Origin of the sequence: Thalassospira lucentensis, from assembly GCF_050516545.1 — a bacterium.
Classification (GTDB): Bacteria; Pseudomonadota; Alphaproteobacteria; order Rhodospirillales; family Thalassospiraceae; genus Thalassospira; species Thalassospira lucentensis_C.
The window spans coordinates 1,414,292-1,428,831 of record NZ_CP191544.1; the positions used below are offsets into that span (position 1 = coordinate 1,414,292).

Here is a 14,540-nt window from a genome sequence, read left to right on the forward strand (position 1 = left end):
CCTGTGGTGGAATATGGCAAGCCAAGGTTTCGCTTAATGTACGAAAGGCAGCGGAGCCTTTTTTATCACATTCCCGGACAGGAAACCCCCGTGCCACCTAATCCGCAATAGCCATCCGGATTTTTGTGCAGATATTGCTGATGAAAATCTTCGGCATAATAGAAGGTTGGCGCATCAGAAATCGTGGTTGTGATGTCAGGTTGGCCCGCCTGTTTCAGTGCAGTGTTATACTGATCATAGGACAAAGATGCCGCCGTCGTCTGATCATCACCTGTTGTATAGATGACAGACCGGTATTGCGTGCCGAGATCATTGCCTTGGCGCATGCCTTGGGTGGGATTGTGATTCTCCCAAAACAGTTTCAAGAGCGCCTGATAGGAAATCACGGCTGGATCAAAGACGATTTGTACGACCTCGGCGTGCCCGGTCATGCCGCTGCAAACCTCACGGTAGGTCGGGTTATGCGTATAACCACCGGCATATCCAACAGCAGTGCTGTAGACACCTTTTTCATTCCAGAACAGGCGTTCTGCACCCCAGAAGCACCCCATGCCAAATACAGCAATTTCCAAATTGTTGGGGAACGGCCCAACCATCGGGTTTCCGGTAACAATGTTGATATCTGCTACTGGAACGGCATCGTCGCGACCGGGCAAGGCGGTCTCGGCAGTGGGCATGGTTGCTTTGTCGGTTTTTAGGGCGGAAAGCATGTTTTTTACCTGATGATATTTGATCTTCTAACTGCAATGTAACTCAGACGACCACAATAGCAATTCCCCTGTTGATCAAATGTCTTTGAACATTCTTTTGGCGCCAGAAATCTTGCAGAAGATAATGCGATTGCAAGACGTCGGTCGATGATCAGAAGGCATCAGGGTGCATAAAACAAAGCATTTAAAATCAATGGCCTTGATGTTGGCGGGCGCAATTTGTTTGCTGATCGGGCTGGCTTTCTTGCCCTTGCCGCCGCCTTTTTTCGGGATGGTTTTTATCGCAATGGGTGTGCCGCTACTTGCTGCCGGATCAAAGCGCACGCGGCGTTTTATTCAGTATTTACGCTGGCGGTACTATCGTCACAACGCAAAGGTTGAATTCCTGCTCGCAAGATTACCAAGGGCTTTACGAAAACATGGGCACAAAACCCGTCCGGATGTTCTTGTCCGGATTCGTAAAAATGGCGCACAGCGAAAACGCCAGATTAATAGCACCAAAGCATTGTAATCGCATGCGTTGATTAGGGGGTGATCTGTCGAATAAGGCAATCGAGCCCGACGGATTTCAATTCGCCACAGGCCTGTGATGCGTCCGCTTTGGTCTTGTACTGTCCGGTCAACAAGCGGAAGAACAGACCCTGTCCTTCGATTGAAATGCTAATGACTTCATGTGATGCGGATACAAGAACCCCGCGTGAGGTGGATTGGAATTTCGGCCATGCACCTTCGGCGCGTTCACGTGAACGGTATGCTGCCAACTGGACCGCGTAATACATAGAGCTGGTCGTTTTAGCCACTGGCACAACTTTTGGCGCGGCCATCGGCGTATTGTTTGCTGCCTGTGTCGTCGGTTTAGGTTGCTGAGGATTTGACATCATTGGCAACTCGATCATCGCACTTGCGGGTTCGCGGTCAACAATATCAAGTTGGCCTTGCTCAACCGGTCGAGAGTTTGAAGCAACAACAGCACCAGTGTTTTCAGTCGTTTCCGATGCACCAGAAATGGTGGCGGGTTCGAGGGCTGGAGGCGTTATTGTTGTAGTCGGCTGAGTTGCCGTCATGGAATTGGTCGACGTCTTAGGCACTGGAGACGACGCTTCGGATGGTTTCGCAACAATTACCGGTACGGCTTTTGCTTTGGGGGCTGTCATTGAGGCAGGGGTACTGGTTTCTGCAGCACTCATGACCGGTACGGCAACGGCCGCTGATTGAGGCGCCCGCCGTTCAACTCTGGTAAGCTGTGAGGTGTTCTCGCTAAAATCCATATTCATGCGCGTAGCAGGTGTAGTGCTGTCTTCCGGGGCAGCAAGAACAACACCACCGGTTTCATAAAAATTGGTGTTGCGTTCAACATGTGGCGGATTAGGAAGTTCAGGTCCGGGTGCAACGGTGGCGGAGGCCACTACGGATTCAATTTCTGTGGAGCGTGCATATTCAGGAGCGTCGGTATCCAAAGCAACCAGTCGGCGCTGGGCTAGACTATTCACGCTTCCAGAAAGCCTGATGCCATTACCGCAGTCCAAGTCCACCTTGATGTCAGGTGGCGATGCCGTTAGCCAGACATAAAGCTTCCGCGCGTTCCCGTAATCACCGTCGATATCAAACGCAATGGCCTGAAGGAGGTTTTCCTGAGGGCTGCTGTTCAGTGAGATTTCAGTAGGTGAGGCGGTGTTGTTCTTTGCGGGACTTTGATCTGCGGCACCAAGGAATAAACCACAGGCTGCGCTGTTGAGTTTGGTGCCTTCCATGGAGCTGGAAGATGCAGAAGTGTTCGCAGAAACAGATGTTTGTTCTTGATCGGAACTGAACCAAAGCCCTGAAAAACTGTCAGTACTACAAGCAGACAAGAGCGGCATGAACGCCACGGCAGTTAGCCAACCCCATTTGAAAGGGGATTTTTCAGAACTTGTCGCTGACCTGATTTTCACGCTTCACCTGACGATCACTATATCAGTGAAAGTTATATCTATACCAACGGGTAAAAACAACAGTTACAAATGTTACCGTCGTTATCAAGTGGGCAATAAAATCAGGTGGATATACAGATTTCCCAGAATGTAGGGCATGCTGTGTCGGTCAATGGGGAAGGGCACAGATGTGCCTGATTAACGCGACATCAGGGGGATGATCAAGCCTGCGAGAAGGATCAATACGGTAACCGCAATTACGATATTGATGATGCTTTTACTGGCTTGCTTGGCAACTTCGCGCGTAACGGTGGGGCCGTTTTTGTTTGCACGCGATCCTGTTGTCGCGCCGCTTTTGCCGCCAGTGTTCTCAGCGGTCAGGATTTTGACGACTTGTTTCTTATCCTTGCGCGTGGCCTGATCATATTTGTTTTCGACCACATGCACTTCGGTATTTTTTTTGTTGGTCAGGGCTTCTTTGGCAGAGTTGATTGCCGCAGTGTAATCAGAAACAGTTTCAAGTTCCATTTTCTGACCTGTCGCGCGGACACAGATGACTGTGTAGCTTTTTCGCATGATCGCGTCTGACATTGCTCTTCCAGATCTTTCTTCAATTCTCACCACGTAGCGACATATGGCATTTCAGAGATGAAATACAAACCTATTCTTACGAATGGGCTGCAATATTTTTGCGATCATAAACGGGCAATCAGTTGGTGATTTTCCCCGAAAGTTCTTTGTATTCAGCGCAGTCCATGCCACAAACCTGTTCAAGGCGTGCCAGATTTTCCTGTGCCATTTCCGGTTTTCCGGTCTGCAAGAACAGCTCACCCTGATATTCAAGAGCGCCGACATGTTCAGGATTAATCATCAGTGCGCGCTCATAATTCTGGGCTGCACTGTCAAAGTCACCTAGTTTGCGCTGGCTATAAGCAAGGTAGTTAAACAGATCTGCATTGTCTGGATCGTCTTTCAACATGGTTTCGATCTTATCAATCGCCATGTCATACATGCCGGTATCGACCAGTTCGGAAACAGCAGAAAGATCAGTTCCGCCTTCGCTCCAGGTGTTGGAACTTCCCATTGCGAATGCGTTGGTTGTGGTAAGGGGGCTTGCCAGAAGCATCAGCATCGCACACGCCGCGATCATTTTTGGGGTTTCGCCACTACGGTTCATCGTCGTACCTTTCGTTGATCATCACATAGGATCAATACGTGCGTTGGGACGCTGCAGACTTGTGATTTATCACAATTATACATTTTTCCCAGTCACTTGTTGGTGAAAAATATGTCATTGAAAGGGCATTTTCGTTGGGCGTAGTTGAGACACTTGCACTGAGTATGGGTGGCGCATGGGCCAGTGGTGTCAACCTGTACGGGACGGTGGTCGTTCTGGGCATGATGGATAATTTCGGCCTGATTGATTTGCCGCCCGATTTGCAAATTCTTGCCAGTTGGTGGGTTCTGGCACTTGCAATATTTTTATACCTGATTGAATTCGTTGCGGACAAAATCCCGATCGTCGACAGCGTGTGGGATGCAATCCACACATTCATTCGCATTCCCGCAGGTGCGCTTTTGGCAGCAGGTGCCATGAGCGGTTTGGACGCCGGTATGGGTGAAGGGCTTCAAACTGCGATTAGTCTCTTGGTCGGTGGCACAATCGCCGCGGGCAGCCACTTCACCAAGGCCGGTAGCCGGGCTGCAATCAATACATCCCCCGAACCTGTAAGGAATACAATCGCGTCGGTTACGGAAGACGTTGCTGTTTTTGGTGCGCTTTACACGGTCGCGTTTCACCCGGTCGTGTTCTTTGTTCTTTTCGCCGTGTTTGTGCTGTTATTGATCTGGCTGGTGCCAAAGATTTGGCGGTTCATTGGGCAGGTGTTTGGCAATGCCCGCCATCCGACCGCGGCTTATGGGTATGCCAAGGCCCAACAAACTGGCCCTAATATGGGTGGTTTTGGGGAGCTCGACCTTTCGGGGGCAAGCGACACGACAACGTTGCCGCCCAACAGTTCGGAAAGTGGCTCGAAACTGCCACCGCACTAAATCGGGAAAATGATTGAAACAGAAAAGTAAAAGCCCGCAAGCATTTGGCTTGCGGGCTTTTTAACGGTTGAGCGAACCTTGTCAGGTCACATCAGAAATCAGCTTCGATCACGCGATCACGGATTTCAGCAGCCATTGCTTCAGCGAGTTCTTCGATGCCAAAGGTTTTCTGGTGTTTGAACCCAATCCGGCGAACCGATGCGGTTTTTTCTTCGGCTTCACGTTTGCCAAGGGCAAGGATCATAGGGATCTTTGCGTGGCTGTGTTCACGGACCTTGTAGTTGATCTTTTCATTGCGGGTGTCGACTTCGACATTTAGCCCTCTGGCAGCAAGTGCTGTCTTGACTTCATGTGCATACTCATCTGCTTCATTGGTAATTGTGCAGATCACCGCATGAACCGGCGACAGCCATAGCGGCAGGCGACCAGCATAGTTTTCGATCAAGATGCCGATGAAGCGTTCGAGGGATCCAAGGATCGCACGGTGCAACATGACTGGACGATGTTTTTCACCATCTTCGCCCATATAGGTTGCATCAAGACGTTCTGGCAGAACGAAGTCAGCCTGAAGTGTTCCGCACTGCCAATCGCGACCAATCGCGTCACGCAGAACGAATTCAAGCTTTGGACCGTAAAACGCGCCTTCACCCGGATTGATTTCAAGTTTAAGGCCAGCTTCTTCTGCTGCTTCGCGAAGCGCTGTTTCTGCCTTGTCCCAAATCTCATCGGCACCGGCACGGACTTCCGGGCGGTCAGAGAATTTGACGAGGATGTCGGTAAAGCCGAAATCTTTGTAAACCGATTTCAGAAGGTCACAGAAAATCTTGGTTTCCGAGACAATCTGATCTTCGGTACAGAAGATATGGGCATCATCCTGAATGAACTGACGAACACGCATGATACCATGCAGGCCGCCGGACGGTTCATTACGGTGACAGCAACCAAATTCAGCCATACGCAACGGCAAATCGCGGTAGGATTTGCTGCCTAGACGGAAAATCTGCACGTGGCACGGGCAGTTCATCGGCTTAAGCGCAAGAACCTTCTCAGGATCATCTTCATCCGGGGTGGTGGTGAACATGTTCTCGCGGAACTTTTCCCAGTGACCGGATTTTTCCCACAGCACACGATCAACAAGCTGCGGGGTACGCACTTCCTGATATCCGGCAGCGTCAAGACGATCGCGGATATAGGTTTCGACCTTGCGATACAGCTTCAGACCCTTGTCATGCCAAAAGACCGACCCTTGGGCTTCTTCCTGCATGTGGAACAGGTCCATCTCGCGACCAAGGCGGCGATGGTCACGTTTTTCGGCTTCTTCGAGCATGTGCAGATATGCATCAAGCTCTTCTTTGCTTTCCCAGCAGGTGCCATAGATACGCTGCAGCATCTCGTTATCCGAGTTGCCGCGCCAATAGGCACCCGCGACCTTCATGAGTTTGAAAGCCTTACCGATCTTGCCGGTTGACGGTGCGTGCGGTCCACGGCAGAGGTCGATGAAATCACCCTGCCGATAGCAGGTAATGGTTTCAGTTTCCGGCAGGTCGCGAATAATTTCGGCTTTGTAACCTTCGCCTTTGTCGAGGAAGAATTTGATCGCTTCGTTACGATCCCAAACTTCACGGACAATTGGCTCGTTCCGTTCGACGATCTTGTGCATCTGCTTTTCGATCTTGACCAGATCGTCGGGCGTGAACGGGGTTTTACGTGCGAAATCGTAATAGAAGCCGTTTTCAATCGACGGGCCAATGGTGACCTGTGTGTCAGGATAAAGTTCCTGCACGGCTTCGGCCATAACGTGCGCACAGTCGTGACGGATCAGCGGCAGAACCTCTGCATGCCCTTTGGTCACGATTTCGATGGCCGCGTCAGTATCTATTTCACGCGCGAGATCGCGCACTTCACCGTTGACGATGATGGCAAAGGATTTCTTCGCCAGTGAAGAACTGATGCTTTTGGCGACATCAAAACCCGAAACAGGGCCGTCGAATTCGCGTACGGCGCCATCGGGAAGGGTCAGGGCAATCATGTTTGGCTCAACTCTGTTTTATCTGCGGACATAATTCAGTAGCGCACATCTTGGACCCGCATGTTTACGCGGAGGAAATGCACAAGAAAAGGAATTTCAGGATGAGGTCAAGTTCGCTCTTCGAAAAAAGCGATTATCGGGACTGCAGAAAACCCCGCACAGCCATTTTGGCGCACAGAGATTGAAGTGCAGGTCAATATTTTATCGGCAAAGCCGTGCATTGATACTATCCCGTTTACTGATGAGCCAATATAACAGGTGAAACGCACAGGGCAAGCCACAAGCCATTTGAATGAATGGTCGCGCATGAAGCACTTTGCCCCGTGTGAAAGTATCTCATAACAGGCGCCACCATCGCCAAAACCGGGAGCCCCAAATGTCCAGTCCGGAAGTTCGCCGGAACATAATGTTCTTGAGCTTATGTGTTGCACTGTCAGCCAGTGCTATGTCTTTGATTTTTACCGTAGCGGCCGTCATCGGCTATTCATTGGCAACGGATAAGTCGCTTTCTACGCTTCCTGTTGCCTTCATGATGATTGCCATGATGGCAATGACCGCACCTTCAGCCGTCGTCATGGCCAAGTTTGGTCGCAAGTTCGGTTTCTGGATGGGGGCTGTTATTGCGATGTTTGGTGCCGTGTCGGGGATGGGCGCGGTTTACTACAGCAATTTCTGGTTTCTCTGTATTGCCTGTGCCTGTATCGGGGCGGGCAACGCGATTGCCATGCAATACCGGTTTGCCGCGGCAGAAGCCGCACCGCCGGAATTTCGGGCGCGCGCCATTTCCTATACCATGCTCGGTGGGCTGGCCTCGGCCTTTATCGGGCCAAATCTGGCAAGCTTTGCCCGTGACTGGTTTGACACGGTGCCATTCCTTGGAACGTTTGTGGCTTTGATCGGATTGCAGTTCCTGCTTGTAATCGCCATCGGGCAGTTGAGACTTCCCGATATGCGCGGCCACAAACATGCGGAACCGGCGCGACCCTTAAAAACGGTTCTTGGACAACCCGCTGTTATTGTCGCGATTGTTGCCGGGGCATTGGGATATGCGGTCATGAGTTTTGTTATGACAGCAACGCCTTTGGCGATTTTGGATTGTGACTACGCGTTTGGCGATGCTGCCTTTATCATTCAATGGCATGTCGTCGGGATGTATGCGCCGGGTTTCTTCACAGGAAATCTGATCAAGCGGTTCGGGGCGCTTAAGATCATTCAGCTAGGTGCCTTGATTAACTTTGTCTGTTTGGCCGTTGCTCTTTCAGGGCAGGATCTTATGGCCAATTTCTGGGTATCATTGGTGCTGTTGGGTATTGCCTGGAACTTTATGTTTGTCGGGGCAACGACCTTCCTGACGGAGAATTATCGTTCATCCGAACAAGCACGCGTCCAGGCCATCAATGAATTCACGGTCTTCGGGACGGTTGCAGTTGCTTCTTTGTCGGCGGGCACGATCTATGCCGGTTCAGGCTGGGGAACGTTGCTTTATAGTGCAGCGTTGCCAGTTGGCTTGGTTCTCGTGATCGTTGCGGGCTATGCCATCCGTCGGAAAGTGCAGCCTGTCTGATATGCAGCACTGATATGGATAAAACAAAGGGTCACTTTTGCGACCCTTTGTTTGTTTTGGCGTGCTGCATGTGTTCCAATCAATGATGACCGCTTAGGATATCAAGCGCGTGTGATCGGAACTCCCGGTTATAAAGAACCAACGTTACCCATGCTGCACAGATGATGAAGGCCACCGGATGATAGAACCATGCCAGTGCCGACAGGGCAAAAAAGTAGGCCCGAATGCCGCGATTGAAGTTATGGGCGGACATCATGCTCATGCGTGACGCGCGGGCTGCTGCGCGCGGGGCATCGGGTTCATGTTGGTCGGGTGCTGCACCGATCAGAATCGAACAATAGTTCGACAGCCGAAATGCCCATGTGAATTTAAAGAATGCATAGATAAAGATGATGACAAGTAACACCACTTTGCATTCCCAGACAGCAGGCGTGGTCACCGCAGCAAAGGGCAGGGCAGATACGGTTTCAATTGCCTTTTGCGTATAACCAAGCAAAGCGACCAGACCGATCAGAACCAGAATGGTGGTTGATGAGAAAAAACTGATGCCGGTGATCAGGTTGCCGGCAATTGATGTATCAACCATCCGAATATCGCGTTTAAGCATCTGTTCCATCCAGCGATGGCGATTGCGCGCCATATGGGCTGAAATCGAATTGCGCCGTCGTGGCCCTGCATCGGCAAAGATCGTATAGCCAACCCACCAGCTGAATGCCCAACAGATGGCAACAATATCAAGGATGGTAAATGCGGGCATTGCTTGGTCCATGCGTAATAGGGGATGCTTTTGAAAGCTTGTGAATTGTTTATATCCTACTGACATTGCGCTATTCTTCGCAATCTTCTTTGCAAAGCCCCATATCGGCGGAATGTGGAACGTGCATAGCTGATCGTCATATTGCCAGTTCGGGTTGAGTTTTCGCGCAATCCAGAGTATCAGCAGCGCAAATTTTCATTGGAGAGCGACATGAGCGAACTTGAGAACGATCTTGGCGAAGACATCGATTTCGCTGAATTCGAAGCCCACACTGAAAAGCTGCTTGAAGAAGGTCGAACCAAGGACGACCTGTTTGAATTCATCGGCTTCATGAACATCAACGAAGTTGGCACGCATATGATTGCCGCTGAAATGGTGCTTGATGAAGATGCTATCGATCAGATGAGCAAGAACCTGCGCAAGTTGGAAATCGATCTTTCACCATTGGGTGAGCTGACCGGTGGCCTGAAGGGCGGCGAAGACGTTAAACGTGCCCTTGGTGCTTTGTTCCTTGAACTGGTTGAGTTGTGCGAACTTGATGAAGACGACGATGATGCGGGCGAACTTTCCGAAGAATCGCTGCTGCTTTTGAACTTCATCAAACGCTTCAATCCACAGATGCGCCGCCTGACGGTTGCACTGACTGATACGGATGATGATGACGTATCGTGTGAATATGAAGTAACCAACTGGTAAGCCAAAGCTTGCCGTTGAGGCAGATTATCATGTAGGCAAAAGGCAGGGCATTCAGTCCCTGCCTTTTTTCTGTTTCGGAGCCACCACCGTGACCGCCATGATGCCTCTTAATGCGATCAAGCGTCTGCAATCCTATTTAAAACGATTGGCGGATGGCCAAGAGCCTATGCCTGAAGCAGAAAAGCTCTGCCAGTGGATCGCTGATCATGCTGATACATTCCACTCGGTCATGGAATATGATCTGAAATCCTGCCCGAAGATCGTTTATAACTTTTCGGCAAATGGTGATGTCGTAATCGGCGGGGCAAGTGACCCGGCACGTCAAACCGATATTATGTGGCAACAACTTGCTGCCGTGAGTGCACCCGTTGGTGTCGGGCGATACCGCGAAGATCGCATTTGTTATCAGTCCGAACAGTTCAAGAATGACGGTGAAGCCCGCAGCCAGCATCTTGGCATAGATTTGTTCGCCCCTGCCTATACGCCGGTTTTTGCACCGCTAGATGGCGTGGTTCATAGTTTTGCCGATAACAATATTCACCTTGATTACGGTCCGACGATCATTTTGCAGCATGATCCGGCGCCGGGTGTGCGGTTCTATACCCTTTATGGTCATCTAAGCCGCGAATCGCTTGATGGACTTTATAAGGGCAAGGAAGTTGCCGCAGGCGACATGCTTTGCCGGTTTGGCGATTTCCCGATTAACGGTGATTGGATACCGCATCTGCATTTTCAGATTATCTTCGATATGCTGGGACGCGAAGGGGACTATTTCGGGGCGGCCAAACCATCAGAATGGGATTTGTGGGCAAGCATTTGTCCAAACCCGAATATGATTTTGCAGATGCCCGAAAACGTTACGGCCACACGAGAAGGTGTATAGATGCAGCCGCGATTAAAAGCCGGTCTTTGGGTGCGTGGTCAGATTGCAATTTGCCAGTCGTCACTGATTACCGCGATGGTCGCCCATAAGGGCAACGAAGACGCCGGTGCTGTACTGCTTAAACTAAACCGTTTTAATGCGGGATGTTTCGTCTATTCACGTGTCACGACCCTTGATGGCGAACTTGGATGGATGTTGGTCGCAGGTGGTCCCGAGGGTGGGCGAGAGACTGAACTTGACTGCGACGAATATTGGCGCAAACAGATCGGTTTTGATCGTGATGTTTGGGTTTTAGAGATCGAAGACCACAAGGGCCAATATCAGCTGGATGCGGCGATTGTCGATTTTTAATGCCGCAGCATTGTTAAGGTTTGGCAAAAGAAAAAGGCTGGCAAAGATGCGCCAGCCTTTAAACGTTTTAGCGAAGTGTGCGAAATTACGCGGTGCGCTGAAGCAAGTGGTAACCGAAATCGGTCTCAACCACGTCAGAGGTCGCGCCGACTTCCATGCTGAATGCAGCAGCATCGAATTCCGGGACCATCATGCCGCGGGCAAACATCCCAAGATCGCCGCCCTGCTGGCCGGACGGGCAATCAGAGTTTGCTTTCGCCAGATCAGCGAAATCCGAACCGTTTGCGACTTGTTCTTTAAGCGCATTGATTTGGGCCAATGCTTCTTCTTTGGTGCGTGTAGCGGTCGACCGTGCCGAACCGGCATACATCAAAAGAATGTGCGACGCGCGAACTTGTTCACTCATAACTGGTCCTTTCTTCCGTCAATATCTTGTATATGACGGATTTTCTGCAAGATTAGAAGTTTATGGTTAACGCCAAGGGTCCAAATCCATGTACAGCCGTATACTCCTGCACATGGGCTTGGGCCCTAGACATTAGCCATGCCTTGTGGCTTGTTACGACAAATTGACCCGAGATGAAAGAGAAGAGGCAGATTGATGCTTGCTGTTGTGTCCCCAGCCAAGAAGCTGGATTTCGAAACGGATGTGCCGGAAATGGCCGTTTCCGAACCTGGATTTTTGGACGACACCGAAGAACTTATTGAAGTTGCGCGGAAAAAAAGCCGCGGCGATTTGATGAAACTGATGGGCATTAGCGAAAATCTTGCCGACTTGAACTATCAGCGTTTCCAGCATTTTTCACGGCCTTTTGATCGTACCAATGCCAAACCAGCTATTTTTGCCTTTCGGGGTGACACCTATGTCGGCCTTGATGCGGATACGATGAAAGCCACAGACATTGATTGGGCGGAAAAGCATTTCCGTATGCTGTCTGGCTTGTATGGCTTGTTAAAGCCACGTGATTTGATGCAGCCATACCGACTTGAAATGGGAACGCGCCTTTCTAATCCGCGTGGTAAGGACCTTTATGCTTTCTGGGGCGATAAAATTGCCGAAGAAATCAACAGCCTGACCGACGGGCATAAGGATCGGAGCCTGATCAATCTGGCATCGCACGAATATTTTAAATCAGTCAGAACCAAACTTCTGACTGGTTCGGTGATTACACCGGTCTTTAAAGAAGTCAAAGGTGGTGCGGCCAAGGTTGTTGGGTTCTCAGCCAAGCGTGCACGTGGCATGATGGCGCGTTACATGATTGATCACCGTCTTGAGAATCCGCAAAATTTGAAGAAGTTCGCTAAGGATGGCTATTGCTATCAGGATGATCTTTCGACCGAGACGGAGTGGGTGTTTACCCGCGTCCACGACCAGTAATGACAACTATAATCGGTGAAATCTGATGACCGACGAGCACCTTGAACAGCTCGAGGAAGAAAGCCATTTACCCGAAGCACATCCGTTTTCGGGCTATTTGCGTACTTTCTTCCGGGGGCCTGGCCGTTCACGCAGTCTGACACGCGAAGAAGCATTCGATGCTTTCTCCATGATTCTGCGCGATGAGGTCGAGCCGATCCAGCTTGGCGCGTTCTTGCTGATGCTGCGCTATCGGGCTGAAACGCCAGATGAACTGGCCGGCATGATTGAGGCCGTGCGCAAAGCGGCCCGCCTTGATCCCGATGATAATGCCGATGGTGAAATAAATGGTCAGCCAATGCTTGATTGGCCATCCTATGCGGCGGGGCGTACGCGCGGCCTGCCATGGTTCGTGTTGTCTGCTCACCTGCTGTCACAAAATGGCGTGCCGGTTTTGATGCACGGGTATAATTCCCACCTTGTAAACGGGGTCGGAACAGAAGCCGCAGTCAAAGCTTTAAAGCTGTCGGTTGCCATGTCAGCTGAAGAAGCCCGCTCGGATATTGCGGCCAAGGGGTTTGCTTATCTTCCGCTGCGTCATATGCATCCGAAATTGCAGGAACTGATTGGTCTGCGATCGCTTTTGGGATTGCGCAGCCCCGTCAATACCTTGTTGCGGTTGTTTAATCCACTACAGGCGCGTGCGGCGTTTCTGGGGGTGTTTCACCCGGCATTCCTGGATGTTCATCGTGAAACCGGAAAACTGTTGGCATTGCCACGTATTGGCGTGATCAAGGGCGGTGGCGGCGAGGCGGAGCGGACCCCGTTCAAGCATGTTGATCTTCGAATGCTTGATAACGGTGAGTTATGCGATGTCCGTTGGCCCGCATTGCTGTCCAAAAGCGAGAAAGATCTTGATGATCAAAGCCCGGTATCGCTTAAGCATTTCCTTGCCGTCTGGCGCGGTGATGTCGAAGATGCCCCGGCAGAGGCCCGCATTAAGGGCAGTGCCGCCATGGGGGCGTTCCTTGCGGGTAAAGCCGACTATATGGATGAGGCGGAAAGCCTGGTTCAAGAGTGGTGGGACAAACGCGACAAGAATGTCGGCTAAGACATTCTAAACCAACCGGGTTTAACCAAAAAGGGACGGGTATTCGTCCCTTTTTGCATTTTAGAATGATGATCCGGGTTCTTTTAGAAATGCGATTTCGTCGGCTGTACTTGTACGCCCAAGGATATCATTGCGATGCGGATAGCGACCAAATCGATCAATGATTTTCTTATGTTTGACTTCAAAGTCGTAATTGTTATCCAGTCCCGGTTGGGCAAATAAATCAATGGCAACCTCATGGATCAGTTCGGATTCCGAATGCATATAGGGCATATACAAAAACGCCCGTTCTTCCGGGGTTGTCAGCTTTTTATCAAGGCCAAGTGCGACGGCTTCTTGGGCAAGAACAAGCGCCATCGGATCAGAGGCAAAAGATTGTGGCTGATCGCGGAACATATTGCGCGAAAACTGATCAAGAACAATGATTTCGGCAAGACGGCCATGAGCTGTTTTGCGCCATTGATAAAGTTCACCAAGGCTGGCCGCGGTATGAAAATCCGAAAATCGTTCAATGATGTGACGGTCAAGGGTCAGATCCTTGATAAACCACTGTTTTTGTTCAAGCTCCTTGAACCAGAAGACCAAAACTGTTTCCGGGGTCATATTGTTTCCACCCAATAAAATTATAAGCATTCAATGCTTGGTAAGTTTGTTGGTCATGATATTTGCCCTGAGTGCCTAACAGGTCAAGTCACGGCTGCGAAAAGATAATTGTCATCGACCTTTGCTAGGAGTTGACAGGACTTCACCGCACATGGAATATGAAGATGTCTTTGGTGTTGATCCGTATGGATCGACTTAAAAGGGAACATGGTGCGTTTTTGACAATGCCATGGCTGCCCCCGCAACTGTAAGCGGTCCGAGCATTACACATGCCACTGGTGCAAACCGGGAAGGCGTAATGCTTTTGAAACCGTGAGCCAGGAGACCTGCCTTTGACTACCAAGCGCTGTTTGCTTGGTACTGAGCTGTTGGACGCCGGGGTGAGCGTCAGGTTGCAGGGGAAAATGCGGTCTCGCAACTGATGCCGGTATCTTGCTTCCAGCCATCCTATCGTTCTTTATCCTAACCCTGTGCGTTGGGCTTTTGCCATGCGTACATCGTTTGCGAAAGAGACGAT

16 protein-coding genes and 1 riboswitch are annotated in these 14,540 nt (G+C 50.6%); of the genes, 8 read left to right on the plus strand and 8 right to left on the minus strand.

Annotation, left to right across the window (positions count from 1 at the left end; genetic code table 11):
* Window positions 1–65: 65 nt before the first annotated feature.
* Window positions 66–710, minus strand: a complete 645-nt coding sequence (gene msrA, locus ACQ0MK_RS06520) for a peptide-methionine (S)-S-oxide reductase MsrA (RefSeq protein WP_350040590.1) — start codon at window positions 708–710, stop codon at window positions 66–68.
* A gap of 166 nt (window positions 711–876) precedes the next feature.
* Here msrA and ACQ0MK_RS06525 point away from each other — a divergent pair, with 166 nt between their 5' ends.
* Window positions 877–1,221, plus strand: coding sequence for a PGPGW domain-containing protein (locus ACQ0MK_RS06525; RefSeq protein WP_430475338.1), 345 nt, complete (start codon window positions 877–879; stop codon window positions 1,219–1,221).
* A 13-nt stretch (window positions 1,222–1,234) separates the two neighbouring features.
* Here ACQ0MK_RS06525 and ACQ0MK_RS06530 read toward each other — a convergent pair whose 3' ends face one another.
* The 3 genes from ACQ0MK_RS06530 to ACQ0MK_RS06540 all read right to left on the minus strand — a co-directional run bounded on the left by ACQ0MK_RS06530 (window position 1,235) and on the right by ACQ0MK_RS06540 (window position 3,797).
* Complete coding sequence (locus ACQ0MK_RS06530; RefSeq protein ID WP_430475339.1) at window positions 1,235–2,641, minus strand: SPOR domain-containing protein; 1,407 nt, start codon at window positions 2,639–2,641, stop codon at window positions 1,235–1,237.
* Between the two features lie 177 nt (window positions 2,642–2,818).
* On the minus strand, window positions 2,819–3,211 hold the full coding sequence (locus ACQ0MK_RS06535) for a hypothetical protein (RefSeq protein ID WP_430475340.1): 393 nt from the start codon (window positions 3,209–3,211) through the stop codon (window positions 2,819–2,821).
* A gap of 118 nt (window positions 3,212–3,329) precedes the next feature.
* Window positions 3,330–3,797 carry a tetratricopeptide repeat protein gene (locus tag ACQ0MK_RS06540; protein WP_430475341.1) on the minus strand — a complete coding sequence of 156 codons (468 nt, stop codon included), beginning with the start codon at window positions 3,795–3,797 and terminating at the stop codon, window positions 3,330–3,332.
* Between the two features lie 134 nt (window positions 3,798–3,931).
* Between ACQ0MK_RS06540 and ACQ0MK_RS06545 the strand changes: the two genes are divergently transcribed.
* Window positions 3,932–4,672, plus strand: a complete 741-nt coding sequence (locus ACQ0MK_RS06545) for a DUF4126 domain-containing protein (protein WP_430475342.1) — start codon at window positions 3,932–3,934, stop codon at window positions 4,670–4,672.
* Between the two features lie 91 nt (window positions 4,673–4,763).
* Here the strand turns inward: ACQ0MK_RS06545 and thrS are convergent, their stop codons facing one another.
* Window positions 4,764–6,701 carry a threonine--tRNA ligase gene (thrS, locus tag ACQ0MK_RS06550; RefSeq protein ID WP_430475343.1) on the minus strand — a complete coding sequence of 646 codons (1,938 nt, stop codon included), beginning with the start codon at window positions 6,699–6,701 and terminating at the stop codon, window positions 4,764–4,766.
* Between the two features lie 406 nt (window positions 6,702–7,107).
* Here thrS and ACQ0MK_RS06555 point away from each other — a divergent pair, with 406 nt between their 5' ends.
* Window positions 7,108–8,265 (plus strand): MFS transporter, encoded by a 1,158-nt coding sequence (locus tag ACQ0MK_RS06555; RefSeq protein ID WP_430476010.1) that lies wholly within the window; start codon window positions 7,108–7,110, stop codon window positions 8,263–8,265.
* A gap of 79 nt (window positions 8,266–8,344) precedes the next feature.
* Here the strand turns inward: ACQ0MK_RS06555 and ACQ0MK_RS06560 are convergent, their stop codons facing one another.
* Entirely contained in the window at window positions 8,345–9,022 is a 678-nt protein-coding gene (locus tag ACQ0MK_RS06560) for a DUF599 domain-containing protein (protein WP_350040598.1), read from the minus strand.
* 210 nt (window positions 9,023–9,232) lie between these two features.
* Between ACQ0MK_RS06560 and ACQ0MK_RS06565 the strand changes: the two genes are divergently transcribed.
* The 3 genes from ACQ0MK_RS06565 to ACQ0MK_RS06575 all read left to right on the plus strand — a co-directional run bounded on the left by ACQ0MK_RS06565 (window position 9,233) and on the right by ACQ0MK_RS06575 (window position 10,952).
* Complete coding sequence (locus tag ACQ0MK_RS06565; protein ID WP_350040599.1) at window positions 9,233–9,718, plus strand: hypothetical protein; 486 nt, start codon at window positions 9,233–9,235, stop codon at window positions 9,716–9,718.
* 97 nt (window positions 9,719–9,815) lie between these two features.
* On the plus strand, window positions 9,816–10,601 hold the full coding sequence (locus ACQ0MK_RS06570) for a peptidoglycan DD-metalloendopeptidase family protein (protein WP_430476011.1): 786 nt from the start codon (window positions 9,816–9,818) through the stop codon (window positions 10,599–10,601).
* The gene (locus ACQ0MK_RS06575) at window positions 10,602–10,952 is read left to right on the plus strand and encodes a DUF1491 family protein (protein ID WP_430475344.1); all 351 of its coding nucleotides are present in this window, start codon (window positions 10,602–10,604) and stop codon (window positions 10,950–10,952) included.
* Window positions 10,953–11,037: 85 nt separating this feature from the next.
* On the opposite strand, the gene ACQ0MK_RS06580 is transcribed toward ACQ0MK_RS06575, so the two are convergent.
* Window positions 11,038–11,358, minus strand: coding sequence for a peptidylprolyl isomerase (locus ACQ0MK_RS06580; RefSeq protein WP_430475345.1), 321 nt, complete (start codon window positions 11,356–11,358; stop codon window positions 11,038–11,040).
* A 195-nt stretch (window positions 11,359–11,553) separates the two neighbouring features.
* On the opposite strand from ACQ0MK_RS06580, the gene yaaA reads away from it, so the two are divergent.
* Together yaaA and ACQ0MK_RS06590 are read left to right on the plus strand one after the other, a co-directional pair.
* Window positions 11,554–12,330, plus strand: coding sequence for a peroxide stress protein YaaA (gene yaaA / locus ACQ0MK_RS06585; RefSeq protein ID WP_430475346.1), 777 nt, complete (start codon window positions 11,554–11,556; stop codon window positions 12,328–12,330).
* A gap of 25 nt (window positions 12,331–12,355) precedes the next feature.
* Window positions 12,356–13,420, plus strand: a complete 1,065-nt coding sequence (locus tag ACQ0MK_RS06590) for a glycosyl transferase family protein (protein WP_430475347.1) — start codon at window positions 12,356–12,358, stop codon at window positions 13,418–13,420.
* 60 nt (window positions 13,421–13,480) lie between these two features.
* Here the strand turns inward: ACQ0MK_RS06590 and ACQ0MK_RS06595 are convergent, their stop codons facing one another.
* On the minus strand, window positions 13,481–14,023 hold the full coding sequence (locus ACQ0MK_RS06595; protein WP_350044332.1) for a DUF924 family protein: 543 nt from the start codon (window positions 14,021–14,023) through the stop codon (window positions 13,481–13,483).
* 154 nt (window positions 14,024–14,177) lie between these two features.
* Window positions 14,178–14,371: riboswitch (cobalamin riboswitch) on the plus strand.
* Window positions 14,372–14,540 lie beyond the last annotated feature (169 nt).

Coding starts and splice junctions, on each gene's coding strand:
- ACQ0MK_RS06590 (WP_430475347.1), top strand. CDS start 12,356: ATGACCGACGAGCACCTTGAACAGCTCGAGGAAGAAAGCCATTTACCC.
- yaaA (WP_430475346.1), top strand. CDS start 11,554: ATGCTTGCTGTTGTGTCCCCAGCCAAGAAGCTGGATTTCGAAACGGAT.
- ACQ0MK_RS06560 (WP_350040598.1), bottom strand. CDS start 9,022: ATGCCCGCATTTACCATCCTTGATATTGTTGCCATCTGTTGGGCATTC.
- ACQ0MK_RS06575 (WP_430475344.1), top strand. CDS start 10,602: ATGCAGCCGCGATTAAAAGCCGGTCTTTGGGTGCGTGGTCAGATTGCA.
- ACQ0MK_RS06565 (WP_350040599.1), top strand. CDS start 9,233: ATGAGCGAACTTGAGAACGATCTTGGCGAAGACATCGATTTCGCTGAA.
- ACQ0MK_RS06595 (WP_350044332.1), bottom strand. CDS start 14,023: ATGACCCCGGAAACAGTTTTGGTCTTCTGGTTCAAGGAGCTTGAACAA.
- ACQ0MK_RS06555 (WP_430476010.1), top strand. CDS start 7,108: ATGTTCTTGAGCTTATGTGTTGCACTGTCAGCCAGTGCTATGTCTTTG.
- thrS (WP_430475343.1), bottom strand. CDS start 6,701: ATGATTGCCCTGACCCTTCCCGATGGCGCCGTACGCGAATTCGACGGC.
- msrA (WP_350040590.1), bottom strand. CDS start 710: ATGCTTTCCGCCCTAAAAACCGACAAAGCAACCATGCCCACTGCCGAG.
- ACQ0MK_RS06570 (WP_430476011.1), top strand. CDS start 9,816: ATGATGCCTCTTAATGCGATCAAGCGTCTGCAATCCTATTTAAAACGA.
- ACQ0MK_RS06535 (WP_430475340.1), bottom strand. CDS start 3,211: ATGTCAGACGCGATCATGCGAAAAAGCTACACAGTCATCTGTGTCCGC.
- ACQ0MK_RS06580 (WP_430475345.1), bottom strand. CDS start 11,358: ATGAGTGAACAAGTTCGCGCGTCGCACATTCTTTTGATGTATGCCGGT.
- ACQ0MK_RS06540 (WP_430475341.1), bottom strand. CDS start 3,797: ATGAACCGTAGTGGCGAAACCCCAAAAATGATCGCGGCGTGTGCGATG.